Source organism: Actinoplanes hulinensis (assembly GCF_019429605.1).
Taxonomy (GTDB): domain Bacteria; phylum Actinomycetota; class Actinomycetes; order Mycobacteriales; family Micromonosporaceae; genus Actinoplanes; species Actinoplanes campanulatus.
On sequence record NZ_JAHXZI010000018.1, the window covers coordinates 181,670 to 199,108 of the forward strand.

16 protein-coding genes are annotated in these 17,439 nt (G+C 71.1%); 12 read left to right on the forward strand and 4 right to left on the reverse strand.

The window, feature by feature from the left end; all coding sequences use genetic code 11:
- Positions 1 to 4: 4 nt before the first annotated feature.
- Complete coding sequence (purD, locus tag KZ829_RS31055) at positions 5 to 1,246, forward strand: phosphoribosylamine--glycine ligase (RefSeq protein WP_220147410.1); 1,242 nt, start codon at positions 5 to 7, stop codon at positions 1,244 to 1,246.
- On the opposite strand, the gene KZ829_RS31060 is transcribed toward purD, so the two are convergent.
- On the reverse strand, positions 1,236 to 1,817 hold the full coding sequence (locus tag KZ829_RS31060; protein WP_220147411.1) for a hypothetical protein: 582 nt from the start codon (positions 1,815 to 1,817) through the stop codon (positions 1,236 to 1,238). The genes purD and KZ829_RS31060 overlap by 11 nt on opposite strands.
- A 172-nt stretch (positions 1,818 to 1,989) precedes the next feature.
- Between KZ829_RS31060 and KZ829_RS31065 the strand changes: the two genes are divergently transcribed.
- Positions 1,990 to 3,141 carry a sensor histidine kinase gene (locus KZ829_RS31065; protein ID WP_220147412.1) on the forward strand — a complete coding sequence of 384 codons (1,152 nt, stop codon included), beginning with the start codon at positions 1,990 to 1,992 and terminating at the stop codon, positions 3,139 to 3,141.
- Positions 3,138 to 3,785, forward strand: a complete 648-nt coding sequence (locus KZ829_RS31070; RefSeq protein ID WP_220147413.1) for a response regulator — start codon at positions 3,138 to 3,140, stop codon at positions 3,783 to 3,785. Before KZ829_RS31065 ends, KZ829_RS31070 begins: the two co-directional genes overlap by 4 nt.
- A gap of 3 nt (positions 3,786 to 3,788) precedes the next feature.
- Here the strand turns inward: KZ829_RS31070 and KZ829_RS31075 are convergent, their stop codons facing one another.
- Complete coding sequence (locus KZ829_RS31075; RefSeq protein WP_220147414.1) at positions 3,789 to 4,238, reverse strand: SCP2 sterol-binding domain-containing protein; 450 nt, start codon at positions 4,236 to 4,238, stop codon at positions 3,789 to 3,791.
- Between the two features lie 131 nt (positions 4,239 to 4,369).
- On the opposite strand from KZ829_RS31075, the gene KZ829_RS31080 reads away from it, so the two are divergent.
- Genes KZ829_RS31080 through purB form a run of 3 tightly spaced genes read left to right on the forward strand, consistent with a single transcriptional unit; the run spans position 4,370 to position 7,550 of the window.
- Positions 4,370 to 4,894: an ArsR/SmtB family transcription factor gene (locus KZ829_RS31080; RefSeq protein ID WP_220147415.1), complete on the forward strand. Its 525-nt coding sequence runs from the start codon at positions 4,370 to 4,372 to the stop codon at positions 4,892 to 4,894.
- The gene (locus KZ829_RS31085) at positions 4,891 to 6,132 is read left to right on the forward strand and encodes an MFS transporter (protein WP_220147416.1); all 1,242 of its coding nucleotides are present in this window, start codon (positions 4,891 to 4,893) and stop codon (positions 6,130 to 6,132) included. The genes KZ829_RS31080 and KZ829_RS31085 overlap by 4 nt, the downstream gene beginning before the upstream one ends.
- Positions 6,129 to 7,550: an adenylosuccinate lyase gene (purB, locus tag KZ829_RS31090; protein WP_372453920.1), complete on the forward strand. Its 1,422-nt coding sequence runs from the start codon at positions 6,129 to 6,131 to the stop codon at positions 7,548 to 7,550. Before KZ829_RS31085 ends, purB begins: the two co-directional genes overlap by 4 nt.
- 146 nt (positions 7,551 to 7,696) lie before the next feature.
- Here the strand turns inward: purB and KZ829_RS31095 are convergent, their stop codons facing one another.
- Complete coding sequence (locus KZ829_RS31095) at positions 7,697 to 8,374, reverse strand: S1 family peptidase (RefSeq protein WP_220147417.1); 678 nt, start codon at positions 8,372 to 8,374, stop codon at positions 7,697 to 7,699.
- A gap of 258 nt (positions 8,375 to 8,632) precedes the next feature.
- Between KZ829_RS31095 and purS the strand changes: the two genes are divergently transcribed.
- Genes purS through purL form a run of 3 tightly spaced genes read left to right on the forward strand, consistent with a single transcriptional unit; the run spans position 8,633 to position 12,065 of the window.
- Positions 8,633 to 8,884: a phosphoribosylformylglycinamidine synthase subunit PurS gene (purS, locus tag KZ829_RS31100; RefSeq protein WP_183225724.1), complete on the forward strand. Its 252-nt coding sequence runs from the start codon at positions 8,633 to 8,635 to the stop codon at positions 8,882 to 8,884.
- Positions 8,881 to 9,582, forward strand: coding sequence for a phosphoribosylformylglycinamidine synthase subunit PurQ (purQ, locus tag KZ829_RS31105; RefSeq protein ID WP_183225843.1), 702 nt, complete (start codon positions 8,881 to 8,883; stop codon positions 9,580 to 9,582). Before purS ends, purQ begins: the two co-directional genes overlap by 4 nt.
- A 32-nt stretch (positions 9,583 to 9,614) precedes the next feature.
- The gene (purL, locus tag KZ829_RS31110; protein ID WP_308285735.1) at positions 9,615 to 12,065 is read left to right on the forward strand and encodes a phosphoribosylformylglycinamidine synthase subunit PurL; all 2,451 of its coding nucleotides are present in this window, start codon (positions 9,615 to 9,617) and stop codon (positions 12,063 to 12,065) included.
- A 61-nt stretch (positions 12,066 to 12,126) separates the two neighbouring features.
- Here the strand turns inward: purL and KZ829_RS31115 are convergent, their stop codons facing one another.
- Positions 12,127 to 13,767, reverse strand: a complete 1,641-nt coding sequence (locus KZ829_RS31115) for a carboxypeptidase-like regulatory domain-containing protein (RefSeq protein ID WP_220147419.1) — start codon at positions 13,765 to 13,767, stop codon at positions 12,127 to 12,129.
- A gap of 312 nt (positions 13,768 to 14,079) precedes the next feature.
- Here KZ829_RS31115 and KZ829_RS31120 point away from each other — a divergent pair, with 312 nt between their 5' ends.
- The 3 genes from KZ829_RS31120 to purM all read left to right on the forward strand — a co-directional run bounded on the left by KZ829_RS31120 (position 14,080) and on the right by purM (position 17,336).
- Entirely contained in the window at positions 14,080 to 14,442 is a 363-nt protein-coding gene (locus tag KZ829_RS31120; protein ID WP_220147420.1) for a sterol carrier family protein, read from the forward strand.
- Between the two features lie 97 nt (positions 14,443 to 14,539).
- Positions 14,540 to 16,150 (forward strand): amidophosphoribosyltransferase, encoded by a 1,611-nt coding sequence (purF, locus tag KZ829_RS31125; protein ID WP_220147421.1) that lies wholly within the window; start codon positions 14,540 to 14,542, stop codon positions 16,148 to 16,150.
- A 34-nt stretch (positions 16,151 to 16,184) separates the two neighbouring features.
- Positions 16,185 to 17,336 (forward strand): phosphoribosylformylglycinamidine cyclo-ligase, encoded by a 1,152-nt coding sequence (gene purM, locus KZ829_RS31130; protein ID WP_183225719.1) that lies wholly within the window; start codon positions 16,185 to 16,187, stop codon positions 17,334 to 17,336.
- The last annotated feature ends 103 nt before the right edge of the window (positions 17,337 to 17,439 follow it).

The following is a 17,439-nucleotide window of genomic DNA, read 5'->3' on the forward strand; positions in this document are numbered from 1 at the left end:
CGTCGTGCGCGTACTTCTGATCGGCTCCGGTGGGCGCGAGCACGCGCTTGCCGTCGGGCTCTCCGCCGACCCGTCCGTCGACTTCCTGGCCGCCGCGCCGGGCAACCCGGGCATCGCCCAGGTCGCCGAGCTGCATGAGGTCAAGGTCACTGATCCCGCCGCGGTCGCGGCGCTCGCCGTCGAGCTGAGCGCCGACCTGGTCGTGGTCGGCCCGGAGGCCCCGCTGGTGGCCGGTGTGGCCGACGCGGTGCGGGCCAAGGGCATCGCCTGCTTCGGTCCGTCGGCCGCGGCCGCGCGGCTCGAGGGCTCGAAGACGTTCGCCAAGGAGGTCATGACCGCGGCCGGGGTGCCGACCGCGCGTTCCTTCGCCTGCTCGGACATGGAGGCGGTCCGCGCCGCCCTCACCGAGCTGGGCGCTCCCTACGTGGTGAAGAACGACGGCCTGGCCGCGGGCAAGGGCGTCGTGGTGACCGACGATCTCGACGAGGCCCTGATCCACGCCGAGGCGTGCGGCACGGTCGTCATCGAGGAGTACCTGTCCGGTCCGGAGGTCTCGCTCTTCGTGGTCACCGACGGCACGGCGGCCGCCCCGCTGATGCCGGCGCAGGACTTCAAGCGGCTGGCCGACGGCGACGAGGGCCCGAACACCGGCGGCATGGGGGCGTACGCGCCGCTGGACTGGGCGCCGGCCGACCTCACCGAGCGGGTGCTGCGGGAGACCGTCGAGCCGACCCTGGCCGAGATGCGCAAGCGTGGCACCCCGTTCGCCGGCCTGCTCTACGTCGGACTCGCGCTCACCCCGGACGGCCCGAAGGTGATCGAGTTCAACGCCCGGTTCGGCGACCCGGAGACCCAGGTGGTGCTGGAGCTGCTGGGCACCCCGCTCGCCGGGCTGCTCAACGCCGCCGCCACCGGCACCCTGGCCGAACACGGCCCGCTGCGCTGGAAGGACGGCTCGGCGATCACGATCGTCGTGGCGAGTCACAACTACCCCGGCGTCCCGCGGACCGGCGACGTCATCGAGGGGGCCGAGCGCCCGGGCGTCATCCACGCCGGCACCGCCCGCAACGCCGACGGCGCGCTGGTCTCGGCCGGCGGCCGGGTGCTGAGCGTCACCGCGGCCGGCGCCGACCTGCCCGCCGCCCGCGCGGCCGCCTACGCCCTGGTCGAGGGCGTCCGGCTGGACGGCGCGCAGTACCGCACGGACATCGCCCTGCGCGCTGTCGAGGGCCGGATCACGCTGTGACGAGCGTTGTCCGGCCGGCGTCCCGCAGCAGGGCCACGGACAGCCACAGCACGCCCAGGCTGCCGGCGATCAGCCCGGAGAGGTAGAGCCACTCGGGTGCCGCGGCTCGCAGGGCCGCGGCGCTCAGCCCGAGCACGTACAGGGCGATGGCGGCCCGGGGCAGCACCCCGGCACGCCAGGAAGCGGCGCCGAAGAGCAGCACCCCGGCCAGGAAGGTCAGCGCCACCACCAGGAAGTACGGCCGTCCCGGCCCGGTGAGCACGGCCTCCCGGGTCGCGGCGTCCTGGTATTGCAGGACCGCGTGGGTGAGGAACTCGACCGCGAACAGCCCGCTCAGGCCGAGGTGGTTCAGCACGAAACCGGCCAGACCCAGCCGGCCCGACTCTCGCCGCTGGCACAGGTAGAGCGCGGTGAGGGTGAGCAGCAGCAGCGCGGAGGCCGGCGGGGCCAGGGCGTGGGTGAACCCGTTCTCCGGCAGCAGCCCGGCACGGCGGGCGACGGCGATCAGGGTGAGGACGCCGCCGGCCAGGCCGGTCAGGGCGGCGAGACGGTACAGATCCCGTTCGGACATTGTCGGACTCCTTCGGTATCGGACGTCGATACCGTGCCCGGCCGGCCCGGAGCGGGGACAGTGCCGCGCGGCCAGGAGCGGCGGGCGGTCGCCGGCCGGACGGCACATGACGAATGGCCAAACCTGAGCGCCGGGCATGGGCGTGGATGCTCCGGCCACCTAGCGTGACGGTATGGCTCTCGACGCACCGCCGCTGCGCTGGATGGCCTCGCTGCTCTACGGGGCGGTGATGCTGACCGGGCTCTACTACGTCGTCACCGGTCTGGCGCCGGACTGGTCCGGCGCCGAGCTGGCGGTCTTCGTGGGGGGCCTGGTCGCACTGCTGGCCGTCGAGCAGGTCGACTGGCGGCGGCCCCGGTCCCGGCGCTGGGCGGTGGCCCTGCTGGTGGTCCGGATCGTGCTGCTGGAGACCGTCAACTCCGCCGATCAGGCCGGCTTCTCCCGGGCCCTCTTCGTCCTGGTGCCGTTCTTCGCGTACCTCTGGCTGGGCCGTGCCGCCGGGATCGGCCTGGCGGTGTTCTACCTGTCCGCCGCGCTGGCCCGGGCCGGTACCGTGACCGGCGGCTGGACCGATCCCGAGGTGGTCTCCGATCTGTTCATGCTCTTCATCGGCCTGGTCCTGACGGTGGCCACCGCGGCCGTCGCGGCCGAGCAGCGGCGGAGCCGGTTGCGGGCCGAGCGGCTGGTGACCGAGCTGACCGCGACGCAGCAGCGGGTGGCCGAGCTGAGCGCGGCGAGCGAGCGCAACCGGCTGGCCCGGGACATCCACGACAGCGTCGGCCACCATCTGACCGCGATCAGCGTCCAGTTGGCGAAGGCGGAGGCGTTCCGGGACCGCGACCCGGAGGTGGCTGACCGGGCGGTCGCGGACGCCCACCGGGCCGCGGGCCGGGCGCTCCGGGAGGTACGGGAGTCGGTCGGCGCCCTCCGAACCGAGCCGTTCTCTCTGGCCACCGCTCTGTTCGCGCTGGTCGAAGGGCTGCACGACGCGGATTTCCGGGTGGTGCTCGACGTCGGCGACGCGGACCTCGACCAGGGGCGGGCCGGGTCGGAGGCGCTCTACCGGGTCGCCCAGGAGGCGCTCACCAACGCCCGTCGGCACGCCGGGGCCGACCTGGTCCGGGTGGCGGTCCGGCGCGGTGACGACGGCGCGGTCCTGGAGGTGGAGGACAACGGCCAGGGTTTCACCCCGGACACCGCGGTCGGTGGTGGGCTCAGCGGGATGCGCGAGCGCCTGGCCGTTCTCGGCGGCAGCGTACGGGTGGAGTCGAGGCCCGGACACGGCACCCGGATCGTGGCGAGTGTCCCGGCGGGGACCCGGTGACCGCCGACGCCCCGGTGCGGGTTCTCATCGCCGACGACCAGGCGCTGATCCGGGAGGGCATCGCCTCACTGCTGGGCATCGAGCCGGGTATCGAGGTGGTCGGCACCGCGGCGGACGGCCGTGCCGCGGTGGAACTCGCCCTGGCCACGGTTCCGGACGTGGTGCTCATGGACGTACGCATGCCGGTTCTTGATGGTCTTCGCGCCGCCGAACTGCTTCGGGAGCGCCTGCCGGCCTGCCGAGTGCTGATGCTGACGACCTTCGACGACGAGGAGTACGTGATCCGGGCGCTGCGGGCCGGGACGGGCGGCTACCTGCTCAAGGATCTGCCGCCGCGGGATCTCGCCCGGGCCGTGCGGCTGGCGCGGTCCGGCGTCGACCAGCACGACAGCGCGGTGGTGCGGCGCCTGGTGGCGGCCCTGGACCGCGGGGAGCCGATAGCGACCCCCCGCGCCGACCTGACCGACCGGGAGCACGCGGTGCTGCGGCTGATCGCCGGGGGCGCGACGAACCGGGAGATCGCCGTGCGGCTCTTCGTGAGCGAGGGGACGGTCAAGAACCACGTCTCGCACATCCTCGCGAGGCTGGGCCTGCGGGACCGGACGCAGGCCGCGATCTACGCCCGGGACCACGGCCTGCTGTGAGGGTCAGCCCTTCGGGATGTCGAAGAGCTTCGGGATGCTGGTGGCCAGGCTCAGGTCGCCCTTCGCCTTGATCTTGCCGGTCATGAACAGCATCATCGGGTTCCCGGCGCCGGTGATCGTCTTCAGGAACGTCAGCGCGTCCATGGTCATGGCCAGCCTGGGCTGGCGGACCGGCTCGCTGGTGACGGTGCAGGTCTTGTTCTCGATCACCGTCTCGTAGGTGTCCTGGCCGTTCGGCCCGCCCGTGATGATCCAGTGCATGACGGCGGCGGTGTCCCCGGACCGCTCCGCGCGGAAGAGCGTGGGCATCCGGTTGAACACCTCGTCCAGGATCTTGGTGCGGGTGTCGGACGCCATCACCTCGGCGATCTTCGAGTCCGGGGTGGACTTGACCAGCTGAGTGAACTCCTTCGGGCCGATCGCGGCGAGCGACTCGGGGCTGAAATCCGTCATCAGTAGTCCTTTCGGGTGATCGGCCAGGCTACCCACCGGTAGCCCTAGCGAGGATGCCGGTAGCCCGTGCAGTGTGCCACTCTCAAACAACTGTTGGACAGTTGCCCCTCCGAATACATAGACTCCCCAACATGTCTTTGGGAGATGCCGAGTCCGGCGGCACGGCCGCGCTCCGAGCGCTGGCCCATCCGGTCCGCCTACAGATCATGTCCCTGCTCACCGGGGCCGCGCTGACCGCCGCCGAAATCGCCAGGGAGCTCGGGATCACCCACGCCAACGCCAGCTACCACCTGCGCAACCTCCAGTCCGGCGGCCTGATCGCGGTGGCCGGCGAGGAGAAGATCCGCGGTGGGGTGGCGAAGCGGTACCGCTACGACGCCGGGCGCTTCGGAAAGCCGGGCCCGGAGGATCGCCGGGCGCTCTACCCGGCCGCCGCCAACGAGTTGATCCGCCGGTCGGCCCAGGGCGACTGGTCCGGTGCCGGCGTGCTCGGCGACGGCGAGTTCTGGGTCGATCCGGAGAAGTGGAAGGAGATCCGGGACCGGATCGCCGGCGCCCTGCTGGAGCTGCACGAGGTGGCTCAGCCGCCGCGTACCCCCGGCACGGTCCGCACCAGCACGACCGTGGCGATGTTCGAGATGCGGGTTCCGGAGTGAGCGCGCTGGCCCCCTTGCGGCACCGTAACTTCCGGCTCCTGCTGGCCGGGCGGACCGTCAACGCACTCGGTAACTCGATCGCGCCGATCGCCCTCTCCTTCGCCGTCCTCGACCTGACCGGCTCGGTCCGCGACCTCGGTCTCGTCGTGGGGGTCCGGACCCTGACCAATGTGTTGTTCCTGCTGTTCGGCGGGGTACTGGCGGACCGGCTGCCACGCGGCCTGGTGCTGGTCGGTGCCGGGCTCGCCGCAGCCGTCACCCAGGGTGTGGTGGCCGCCCTGGTGCTCACCGGCTCCGCGACCATCCCGCTGCTCGTCGGTGTTTCGGCGGTCAACGGCGTGGTGTCCGCCCTGGCTCTGCCGGCCACCGCGGCGGTGGTGCCGCAGACCGTTCCGGAGGACGTCCGGCAGCAGGCCAACGCGCTGAACCGGATGTGCTCCAACGGCGCGATGATCGTGGGCGCCCCGCTGGGCGGCGTACTGGTCGCGATCGTGGGGCCGGGCTGGGGCATCGCCGTGGACGCGGCCACCTTCGCGGTCTCGGCGCTCTGTTTCGCCTTCCTCCGCCTGGCCTCCCGGCCGGTTTCGGTGCGGCCCGGCGTCCTGACCGAGCTGCGTGGCGGCTGGACCGAGTTCCGCTCCCGCGAGTGGCTGTGGGTGGTGGTGGCCTGTGCCTGCATCGGCAACGTGGCGTGGTCCGGCTCGGCGAACGTGCTGGGCCCGGTGGTCGCCGACCAGACCTTCGGCCGGACGGCGTGGGGCCTGATCCTCGCCGCGCAGACCCTCGGCATGGTGGCCGGGGCGCTGCTGGCGATCCGGTTGCGGGTGCGGCGGCTGCTGCTCTTCGGGACGTTCGGGTGCGGCCTGCTCGCCCTGCCGATGCTGGCCCTCGGTGTCCGGCCGACCGTGCCGGTGCTGCTGGTCACCGGGTTCATCGCCGGGATCGGGCTGGAGCAGTTCGGCATCGCCTGGGACACCACGATGCAGGAGCACGTGCCGGCCGACAAGCTGGCGCGGGTGTACTCGTACGACATGCTCGGGTCGTTCCTGGCCATGCCGGTCGGCGAGGTCCTGGTCGGCCCGATCGCCGAGGCGGCCGGGCTGCGGCCCACCCTGATCGGGTGTGCGGTGCTGATGTTCCTGTCCGTCGCCGCGATGCTGCTCAGCCGTGATGTCCGTACCCTGCGTCACCGGCTGCCGGGAGACGCCGTCCAGCCCGTGAAAGAATCAGTGCCGTGACCATCCCGAACGTGCTCGCTGCCCGGTACGCCTCCGCCGACCTCGTCACCCTCTGGTCCCCGGAGGAGAAGATCCGGATGGAGCGCAAGCTGTGGCTCGCGGTCCTGAAGGCTCAGCGTGATCTCGGTGTCGACGTTCCGGAGGGCGCCGTCGAGGCGTACGAGGCGGTTCTCGACCGGGTCGACCTGGCGTCGATCGCGGCCCGTGAGCGGATCACCCGGCACGACGTGAAGGCCCGCATCGAGGAGTTCTCCGAGCTGGCCGGGTTCGAGCAGATCCACAAGGGGATGACCTCCCGCGACCTCACGGAGAACGTCGAACAGCTCCAGATCCGGGCGTCGCTCGAGCTGATCCGGGACCGGGTGGTGGCCACGCTGTCCCGGCTCGCGGCGCTCGCCGTCGAGCACTCCGATCTGGTGCTGACCGGTCGCTCGCACAACGTCGCGGCGCAGGCGACCACGCTGGGCAAGCGGTTCGCCTCGGCGGCGGAGGAGCTGCTGATCGCGTACGAGCGTCTCGACGACCTGATCAACCGTTACCCGCTGCGTGGCATCAAGGGCCCGGTCGGCACCGCGGCCGACCAGCTCGACCTTTTCGACGGTTCCTTCGACAAGGCCGCGGAGCTGGAGAAGAAGGTCGCCGAGCACCTCGGGTTCGCCCGGGTGCTGTCCAGCGTCGGCCAGGTCTACCCGCGCTCGCTGGACTTCGACGTGGTCTCGGCGCTGGCCCAGATCGTCGCCGGCCCGTCGTCGCTGGCCACCACCATCCGGCTGATGGTCGGCCAGGAGCTGGTGACGGAGGGCTTCAAGCCCGGCCAGGTCGGCTCCTCGGCGATGCCGCACAAGATGAACACCCGGTCCTCGGAGCGGGTAAACGGCCTCGCGGTGATCGTCCGCGGCTACCTGTCGATGACCGGCGAGCTGGCCGGCGACCAGTGGAACGAGGGCGACGTCTCCTGTTCCGTGGTGCGCCGGGTCGCGCTGCCGGACGCGTTCTTCGCCACCGACGGGCTGTTCCAGACGTTCCTCACGGTGCTCGACGAGTTCGGGGCGTACCCCGCGGTGATCGCCCGGGAGCTGGACCGCTTCCTGCCCTTCCTGGCCACCACGAAGGTGCTGGTCGCCGCGGTGCGCAAGGGCGTCGGCCGGGAGGTCGCGCACGAGGTGATCAAGGAGCACGCGGTCGCCGTGGCGCTGGCCATGCGGGAGAAGGGCGCCGCGGTCAACGACCTGTTCGACCGGCTGGCCGCCGACGAGCGCCTGCGGCTCTCGCGCGCCGAGATCGACACGCTGGTCGCGGACCGCGCCGCGTTCGTGGGCGCGGCGCCGGCGCAGGTCCAGGCGGTTGCCGCGCGGATCGGCGAGATCGTGGCGCAAAACCCCCAGGCGGCGGGGTACGCTCCCGCGCCCATCCTGTGACGAAGTCGTGGGGCGGGGGCCCCCCTGCGCCCCGCCCCCCCCTCATAAAAGACCCCGGCCCCCCCGGGGGGGGGGGACCGCCCCCGCGCCACTCGTGGGGCGGGGGGGGGGGGGGGGCGCCGGGGGGCCCCCGCACCACTCTTCTTCTAGACGCCGGCCACCGAGGTGATCCACGCCCGGTTGTAGGCGACGCTGCCGTAGTACTGCCGGCTCGTGCCGTCGGCGGTCGACGCGACACCCACCTGGGCGCCGTTGTAGACCTGCGGCCCACCCGAGTCGCCCCGCCAGGCGTTGCCGTTGACGCGGGTGCTGGCGATCGCCCGGCCGTTGTAGGCGTCGGTCGCGTTGGTCGACGTCACCGAGACCGTGGCGGTCTTCAGCGTGGTCGACGCGGAGCAGCCGGAGTAGCAGGTCATGCCCCAGCCGTAGATGCTGTTGGTGGAGCCGACCGGCGGGTACGCGCTGGACAGCGGCATGTAGCTGGTGCTCACCGAGCTGCTCAGGCGCAGCAGCGCGAGGTCGTACCGGGTGGAGCTGGACGAGACGGTCCGGGTGACGCCGCCGGAGGTGCGGTTCACGCTGCCGACGCGTACCGACATCGTCCCGCTGACGCAGTGCCGCGCGGTGAGCACGTAGTTGGCCGAGATGATCGTGCCGGAGCAGGTGAAGCTGCCGTTGCTGAAGACGGCCGCGGCCCAGGGCGCGGAGGAGACCGTGCTCCCGCCGATGATGTAGGGGGTGACCGGGTCGGCGGCCTGCGCGGCGGAGGGGGCGACCAGGGTCGCGATGACACCGGCGGCGGCGGCCAGAAGGCGAATGCGCACGTCGAGTTTCCTTTCTGGGGATCGGGTCGACGAGGTACGCGTATTGATCCAATCGAATTCGATGGATGAAACCTAGGTCGCCGGTGCCGCCGGCCTCTCAGCCCAATTGATACATATCACTGTGGGATGCCCCTGGGCCCGGCACGCCTTGCCTGCTCAATGACGCTCGGGTCGGCCTGCCGACACCGACCCGTGGGTCGTCGCAAGGCCTTACCAGGTAGGCTTCGGGCTGCTTACATCTATCAGTCAGGAGTGCCCGTGGCTCGCGTCGTGGTCGACGTCATGCTCAAGCCGGAGATCCTGGACCCGCAGGGTCAAGCGGTGGCCAATGCGCTGCCCCGGCTCGGCGTCACCGATGTCTCGTCTGTCCGCATCGGTCGTCGGATCGAGATCGATTTCACCGGGGAGGCCGACCTCGATCGGGCCCGGGAGATCGCCGACAAGCTGCTCGCCAACCCGGTGATCGAGGACTACGAGGTTCGCCTCGTCGAGGGCGCGGAGGTCGCCTGACCATGCGGATCGGTGTGGTCACCTTCCCTGGCTCACTGGACGACGGGGACGCCGCCCGCGCCGCCCGGATCGCCGGGGCCGAGGCCGTGCGTCTCTGGCACGGCGACCCGGATCTGCACGGGGTCGACGCGGTCGTCCTTCCCGGCGGGTTCTCGTACGGCGACTATCTGCGCTGCGGCGCCATCGCCCGGTTCGCGCCGGTGATGGAGTCCATCATCGATGCGGCACGTGGCGGTCTGCCCGTGCTCGGCATCTGCAACGGTTTCCAGGTCCTCTGCGAGGCGCACCTGCTGCCCGGCGCGCTGACCCGGAACCAGCACCTGCACTTCCGCAACCGCGACCAGTGGCTCAAGGTCGAGGCCACCGGCACCGCCTGGACCAACGGCTTCACCCCCGGTCAGGAGATCCTGATCCCGGTGAAGAACGGTGAAGGCTGCTTCGTCGCGGACACGCACACGCTCGACGCGCTCGAGGCCGAGGGCCGGGTCATCGCCCGCTACATCAAGGGCAACCCGAACGGCTCGCAGCGTGACATCGCCGGAATCACCAACGAGGCCGGCAACGTCGTCGGCATCATGCCGCACCCGGAACACGCCGTGGAGGCGCTGACCGGCCCGTCGCTCGACGGCCTCGGCTTCTTCACCTCCGTCCTGCGCAGCCTGGCGAAGGACGGTCAGCTCGCAGGGGGACAACAGTGACGACGCAGCAGAGTGGCTTCGCTGCGACCGACGTGCTCGCCACCGGCTCCGACGAGCCCGACACCGTCGAGCGGGCGGAGAAGTCCCCGGACGACCTCCAGCCCTATGGTGATCTGGGCCTGAAGGACGACGAGTACGCCAAGATCCGGGAGATCCTCGGCCGCCGGCCGACCGCTTCCGAACTGGCGATGTACTCGATCATGTGGAGTGAGCACTGCTCGTACAAGTCGAGCAAGGTGCACCTCAAGCAGTTCAGCGAGAAGGCCCCGAAGAACGTCCGGATGCTGGCCGGCATCGGTGAGAACGCCGGTGTGGTGCAGATCTCCGAGAAGATCGCGGTCACCTTCAAGGTCGAGTCGCACAACCACCCCAGCTACGTGGAGCCCTACCAGGGCGCGGCCACCGGTGTCGGCGGCATCGTCCGCGACATCCTGGCCATGGGCGCCCGGCCGGTCGCGGTGATGGACCCGCTGCGCTTCGGTGCGGCCGACCACCCCGACACCGCCCGGGTGCTGCCCGGCGTGGTGGCCGGCATCGGCGGCTACGGCAACTGCCTGGGCCTGCCCAACATCGGTGGCGAGATCGTCTTCGACCCCTGCTACCAGGGCAACCCGCTGGTCAACGCGCTGTCGATCGGTGTCCTGCCGGTCGAGCGGCTCCAGAAGAAGGAAGCCACCGGCACCGGCAACATCGTGGTGCTCCTCGGCGCGCGTACCGGCCGGGACGGCATCGGCGGTGTCTCCGTGCTGGCCTCGGCGACCTTCGACGAGGAGGCCGAGCAGCGCCGCCCGTCGGTGCAGGTCGGCGACCCGTTCATGGAGAAGCTCCTGATCGAGAGCTGCCTCGAGCTGTACGACGCCGGCCTGGTCAGCGGCATCCAGGACCTCGGCGGCGCGGGCCTCACCTGCGCCCTCACCGAGACCGCCGCGGCCGCCGGCACCGGCATGCGGGTCTGGCTGGAGCGGGTCCCGCTGCGCGAGGCGTCGATGTCGCCGACCGAGATCCTGGCCAGCGAGTCCCAGGAGCGCATGCTCCTGATCGTCACGCCGGAGAACCTGGACGCGGTGCTCAAGGTCGCCGAGAAGTGGGGCGTCTGGGCCACCGCCATCGGCGAGGTCACCGCGGCCGCCGAGGACGGCACCCCGGGCCGCCTGCACATCACCTGGAACGACCACGTCGTCGTGGACGTGCCGCCGGGTTCGCTCGCCGACGACGGCCCGGTCTACAACCGGCCGTTCCGCGAGCCGAACGACCTGATGCTGCTCCAGGCCGACCGTGCCGAGACGCTGCCCCGCCCGTCGACCGGCGACGAGCTGCGCGCCACCCTGCTGCGGATGGCCGGCTCGCCGAACCTGTGCGACAAGACCTGGGTCACCGAGCAGTACGACCGGTATGTGCTCGGCAACACGATCCTGGCCCAGCCGGAGGACTCCGGCGTGCTGCGGATCGACGAGGAGACCGGGCTCGGGATCGCGCTGTCCGTCGACGGGAACGGGCGGTTCGCCCGCCTCGACCCGTACGAGGGCGCCAGGCTCGCGCTCGCCGAGTCGTACCGGAACGTGGCCGTCACCGGCGCCGAGCCGGTCGCGATCACCGACTGCCTCAACTTCGGCTCCCCCGAGGATCCGACCGTGATGTGGCAGTTCTCCGAGGCCTGCCGTGGTCTCGCCGACGGCTGCCTGGAGCTGGGCACCCCGGTCACCGGTGGCAACGTCAGCTTCTACAACCAGACCGGCGCGGCTGCCATCCACCCGACCCCGGTGGTCGGCGTGCTCGGTGTCTTCGACGACGTGTCCCGCCGCATCCCGATGGGCTTCCCGCCGCCCACCAAGGCCGGCGGCGACCTGCTCTTCCTGCTCGGTGAGACCCGCGTGGAGCTGTCCGGCTCGGAGTGGGCCTGGGTGACCCACAGCCACCTCGGCGGCCGTCCGCCGAAGGTCGACCTCGCGGCTGAGCAGGCGCTCGCCAAGGTGATGGCCCAGGCCTCGCGGTCCGGGCTGGTCAGCGCGGCGCACGACCTCTCCGACGGTGGTCTGGCGCAGGTACTGGTGGAGAGCACGCTGCGGCGCGGCATCGGCGCCAAGGTGACCTTCCCGGAGGACGGCAACTCGCCGTTCGTCCACCTGTTCAGCGAGTCCGCGGGCCGCGTGCTCGTGGCCGTGCCGCGCGGGCACGACAAGGCGTTCCTCGCCCTCGTGGCGGAGCACGGCGTGCCGGTCACCCCGCTCGGTGTCACCTCCGAGGAGCCGGCGCTCCAGGTGGAGGGCCAGTTCAGCATCCCGCTGGACGAGCTGCGCGAGGTCTGGTCGTCGACGCTGCGGAACCTGTTCGGCGGCACCGCCGAGCTGGTCAACCGGCACGCCGACACCGAGCCCGCCGAGCAGCCCGAGCAGGCTGAGGCGCCCGCCCCGGTCCGCTCGGTCACGCTCGAGCTGAGCCCGCAGGTGCCGGGTGGGCCGATCAACCCGTCGGCCGACGCCTGAGCAAGCCATAGAAGAAGGGCCCCGCGCGATCCGCGCGGGGCCCTTCTTCTATGCGTCCGGTTTAGTTGCCGTCCCAGTCGCGGTTCGGGCGAGGATTCCCGTACGTGCCACGCTGCTGGTCGCCGTAGCCACCCTGCTGTTGGTCGTAGCCACCGTAGTTGCCGCCCTGCTGCTGGTCGTAGCCACCGTCGTCGTAGCCGCCCTGCTGCTGCTGCGGGTAGCCGCCCTGCTGCTGGGCGTACCCTCCGCCGTAGTTGCCGCCCTGCTGCTGGTCGTAGCCACCCTGCTGCTGGTCGTAACCGCCGGCTTCCTGACCGCCCCAGCCACCCTGGTCGCCGTAGCCACCCTGCTGGTCGTAACCGCCCTGGTCGTAGCCGCCGACACCGTAGTCGCCACCCTGCTGCTGCGGGTAGCCGCCCGGCTCGGGCTGGTACAGGTTGGTGTGCTCGTCGTAGCGCTGCGGCTGCTGCGGCTGCTCCGGCTGGTACAGGTTGGTGTGCTCGTCGTAGCGCTGCTGGCCCGGGTCGTTGTAGCCACCCTGGCCGGCCTCGATGTAGCCGCCCTGGTCGGCCGCGCCGTAACCGCCGCCCTGCTGCCCGTAGGTCTGCGTGGCGCCACCGTAGGCGCCGCCCTGGTCGGCACCCCACTGGTTACCGCCGCCGGCGAAGCCACCGCCGGCCGGCATCGGAGCGCCGTACGGGTCCGGGAACTCGTCCTCGACCGGCGGCCGGTGGATCATCGTGGGGGCGTCGGCCAGGCTGCCGCCGCGCTGAGCACCCATGCCGCCCGCCGGAGCGACCATCGTGGCGTCGCCGCCGCGGCCACCGCCGACCGGCGCGGCCACCCGGGTGGCGTCGAAGCCCCCGGCCGCCGCCGGGACGGCCTTGCCGAGGCCGGTGTCCGAGCCGAGCTCGTTCGCGTTCTTACGCCGCATCCAGACCAGCGCCATGGCGCCGATACCGGCGGCCACGAGCAGCACACCCATGATGATGAGCAGCCAGTTGCTGCCCTCTTCCTCGGTGTTGGAGGTGTTGTCCAGCCCTTGGTTGAGCAGCGGCGCCGTGGTCTCGCCGGGCTCCTCCTCGGTGATCTCCTCCTCCGGCGCGGCACTCGTCGAGGTGCTCGCGGCCGGGGTCGGGGAGGTGGTCTCCGCGGCGACCTTCTTGATGGTCAGCGGCACGTTGACGGTCCGGCCGGCGGTGCCCTCCACCCTCACCGTGGTGGACTCGTAGCCGTCCTTGGCCGCGCCCACCGTGATCGAGCCGGCCGCGATCGGCTTGGAGTCCGACGAGTTGAACGAGTATTCGCCGCCGCCGCCCGTGGTGGTGCTGTACGAGTGGCCCGCGCTGTCCTGGATCGCCACCTGCACACCGGAGACCCGGGCGCCGCCGTCGTCCTTGATGCGGCCGCTGACCTGGCGGACGGTGGTCGGCGCCGCGGGCCCGTTGACGGTGATCGTCTCGGAGGCGGTGCCGGTCTCGCCGTTGAGCGTCGCGGTCACGGTGACCGTGACGGACCGGTTCTGCCCGGCGCTCACGGTCGGCGCGGTGAGCGTGGCGTCGAAGTCAGCGGTGGCCTCGGGCTGAATCGGCTGGCCTGAGGGGCTGCACTCACCGGAGCAGCTCATGCCGCTGACCTTGATGGAGGCCCGGTTGTCACCCTGCTGGTCCTGGCCCCCGGGGTTACGCACGGTGTACTGCATGGTTACAGTACTTCCAGAGTCGACCTCGGTATTCGAGAGCTGGATCTGGATTTCTGGGGGGTCAGCCAGGGCAGGAGATTGCACACCGGCCACCAAGCCGGCGGCCAGCGCCAGGAACGCACCGGCCTGGGCCGTCCGGGCTCGTAGGTGCGTGGTCACGTCCACCGCCTTCCGGTCGCGCGGTTCCCGGTTTCGGGTGCCCGGTGAGATCCCGCGACGTGTACACCGTCGGCAACTATGCCTTGTCATACGTCACTCGCGCGACCCAGGGCGGTGTGCCGTTGTCGGCAGGCCGGGTCGTATTGTCCTGACATGTCACCTGCGCACAATAATTCCGACTCGGTGGCGGAGGCGTTGGACGCGCTGGACCGGGGTGTCGAACCCGGCCGCGTGGTGCTCCGTGACGCGGTGCGAGCACTGCTGACCGAGTTGTCCCGCCGAGCGCCTGGCCGTTCGGTGGAGGTGCGAATTCCACCTTTCGGCGCGATTCAGTGCGTTGCCGGTCCGCGGCACACCCGCGGCACACCGCCCAATGTGGTCGAAACGGATCCGATGACCTGGCTGCTCCTGGCTTCCGGGCGTCTCGACTGGCCGTCCGCGGTCGCCGACGGGCGCCTCCGGGCCAGTGGGGTACGGACCGATCTCACCGAGTACCTGCCGCTCATCGGTCGATGAGCCCGGGTCGCCTCCCCTCCGGCTCGCGTACACTGGGCGGTCGGACGGACCAGCGAGTTCGCGGTCCGTGCAGACCCTGACATGAGGGAGCGAGCAGGTGCCCCGAGGCGACGGCCGATTGACCGACGATCTCGACCCCCAGGAGCGCGGCCCCCAGGATGCCTGCGGCGTCTTCGGCGTCTGGGCCCCCGAGGAAGAGGTCGCGAAACTCACCTACTTCGGGCTCTACGCACTTCAGCACCGCGGCCAGGAGGCAGCCGGCATCGCGGTGAGTGACGGCTCCGGCGTGGTGGTGTACAAGGACATCGGCCTGGTCTCCCAGGTCTTCGACGAGCCGACCCTGGCCAGCCTGCGCGGCCACCTCGCGATCGGCCACGCGCGCTACTCCACGACCGGCGGCTCCAACTGGGAGAACGCGCAGCCCACCATCCGGGCGACCCCGGCCGGCACGACGATCGCGCTGGCCCACAACGGCAACCTGGTCAACACCGCCGAGCTGGCCAAGGAGGTCGCCGCCCGCGGCCTCGAGGTGGGCGACGCCACCTCCGACACCGCCCTGGTGACCACCCTCCTGGCCGGTCGCCCCGACCTTTCGGTCGAGGCCGCGGCGCTCGAACTGCTGCCGACTCTGCGGGGCGCCTTCAGCTTCGTCTTCATGGACGAGCACACGCTGTACGCGGCTCGCGATCCGCAGGGTGTCCGGCCCCTGGTGCTGGGCCGGATGGAGCGCGGCTGGGTGGTCGCGAGCGAGACCGCCGCGCTGGACATCACCGGCGCCAGCTTCGTCCGTGAGGTCGAGCCGGGCGAGATCATCGCGATAGACGAGCACGGTCTGCGGTCCAGCCGGTTCGCCGCCCCGGAGCCCAAGGGCTGCCTCTTCGAGTATGTGTATCTCGCCCGCCCGGACACCACGATCGCCGGCCGCAACATCTACTCGGCCCGCGTCGAGGTCGGCCGCAAGCTGGCCAAGGAGCACCCGGTCGAGGCGGACCTGGTGATCGGCGTGCCCGAGTCCGGCATTCCCGCCGCTATCGGATATGCGGAAGCCTCCGGCATCCCGTACAGCGCCGGCTTCATGAAGAACGCGTATGTCGGCCGCACCTTCATCCAGCCGTCGCAGACCATCCGGCAGCTCGGCATCCGGCTGAAGCTGAACCCGCTGCGCGAGGTGGTCCGCGGCAAGCGGATCGTCGTGGTCGACGACTCGATCGTCCGCGGGAACACCCAGCGCGCCCAGATCCGGATGCTGCGTGAGGCCGGCGCCCTCGAGGTGCACGTGCGGATCTCCTCGCCGCCGGTGAAGTGGCCGTGCTTCTACGGCATCGACTTCGCCACCCGGGCCGAGCTGATCGCCAACGGCCTGGAGATCGACGGGATCCGCCGCTCGATCGGCGCCGACAGCCTCGGCTACGTCTCGCTGGACGGGCTCGTCCAGGCGACCGAGCAGCCGAAGTCCCGGCTCTGCATGGCCTGCTTCGACGGGGAGTACCCGATCGAGCTGCCGGCCGGCGACCTGATCGGCAAGCACGTCCTGGAGGGTGTCGGCCGGCGTGCCAGCATGCCGGGCGCCACGAAGGAGGCGGCCACGGCCGCGGTCGCCGATCTCGAGTCCGATTATGAGACCCGCGAGTATGCGGGCGACGATCGGACGGCATCGGCGCCGCTGGTCGCCAGCCCCGGCGGCGCGAACGCGCTGCACCACCCGTGACTTTCAGTTTCACAGAACCGCTAAGGGGAGAACCGTGACGCACGTGTCCGAGCGCAGCAGTGCCGGATCCAACGGCGCCGAGGGAGGCGACCGTCAGCTGTGGACGGCCGGCTCCGGCCGGGGCGCGCGCAAGCGCCCGGCCACGTACGCGGAAGCGGGTGTCTCCATCCACGCCGGCGACCGGGCCGTCGAGCTGCTCAAGTCCAAGGTGAAGAAGACCTCCCGGCCCGAGGTGATCGGTGACCTGGGCGGCTTCTCCGGCCTGTTCCGGCTGAACACGGCTAAGTACAAGAGCCCGATCCTGGCCTCCTCCACCGACGGCGTGGGCACCAAGCTGGTCATCGCCCAGCAGCTCGACATCCACGACACGATCGGCATCGACCTGGTCGCCATGGTCGTGGACGACCTGGTGGCCTGCGGCGCGGAGCCGCTGTTCCTGCTGGACTACATCGCCTGCGGCGAGGTCGTCCCGGACAAGGTCGCCGAGATCGGTGCCGGCATCGCCGACGGCTGCCGGTACGCCGGCTGTGCCCTGCTGGGCGGCGAGACCGCCGAGCACCCGGGCGTGCTGCGCCCGGACGAGTACGACGTCTCCGCCACCGGCGTCGGTGTGGTCGAGGAGAGCGAGATCCTCGGCAAGGAGCGGGTCGAGCTGGGCGACGCGATCATCGCGATGCGCTCGTCCGGTCTGCACTCCAACGGCTACTCGCTGGTTCGGCACGTGCTGCTGGGCGCCGGCCGGATGCGGCTGGACACCGTGGTCGACGACTTCGGCACGCAGCGCACCCTGGGTGAGGAGCTGCTCACCCCCACCAAGATCTACGCCAAGGACTGCCTGGGCCTGATCGAGGAGACCGAGGTCCGGGCGTTCTCGCACGTCACCGGCGGCGGCATCCCCGGCAACCTGAACCGGGTCCTCCCCGACACCATGGACGCCGTGGTGGACCGTTCGACCTGGCGCCCGCAGCCGATCTTCGACCTGATCCAGGCCAAGGGCCGGATCGAGGACACGGAGATGGAGGCCACCTTCAACATGGGCGTCGGCATGTTCGCGGTCGTCTCCTCTGACGACGCGGACCGTGCGATGGCCTACCTGACCGGCCGCGGCGTCGAGGCGTGGCAGGTGGGCGAGGTCGTCGAGGGCACCGGTGAGGTGCAGATGATGAGCTCGTACACCCGCGGCTGACCGGCAGTTACTTCTGGTTGGTAACAGTCCGAGCGTGAAATGATCCGCCTGTGTCGATGTCCGGCACATGCGGATCTTTCGCGTTCTGGTGGACTGGGTGCCC

Excerpts from the sequence above, each read along its gene's own strand:
- KZ829_RS31060 (WP_220147411.1), bottom strand. The coding sequence starts at position 1,817 with ATGTCCGAACGGGATCTGTACCGTCTCGCCGCCCTGACCGGCCTGGCC.
- KZ829_RS31065 (WP_220147412.1), top strand. The coding sequence starts at position 1,990 with ATGGCTCTCGACGCACCGCCGCTGCGCTGGATGGCCTCGCTGCTCTAC.
- KZ829_RS31075 (WP_220147414.1), bottom strand. The coding sequence starts at position 4,238 with ATGACGGATTTCAGCCCCGAGTCGCTCGCCGCGATCGGCCCGAAGGAG.
- KZ829_RS31080 (WP_220147415.1), top strand. The coding sequence starts at position 4,370 with ATGTCTTTGGGAGATGCCGAGTCCGGCGGCACGGCCGCGCTCCGAGCG.
- KZ829_RS31115 (WP_220147419.1), bottom strand. The coding sequence starts at position 13,767 with ATGCAGTACACCGTGCGTAACCCCGGGGGCCAGGACCAGCAGGGTGAC.
- KZ829_RS31120 (WP_220147420.1), top strand. The coding sequence starts at position 14,080 with ATGTCACCTGCGCACAATAATTCCGACTCGGTGGCGGAGGCGTTGGAC.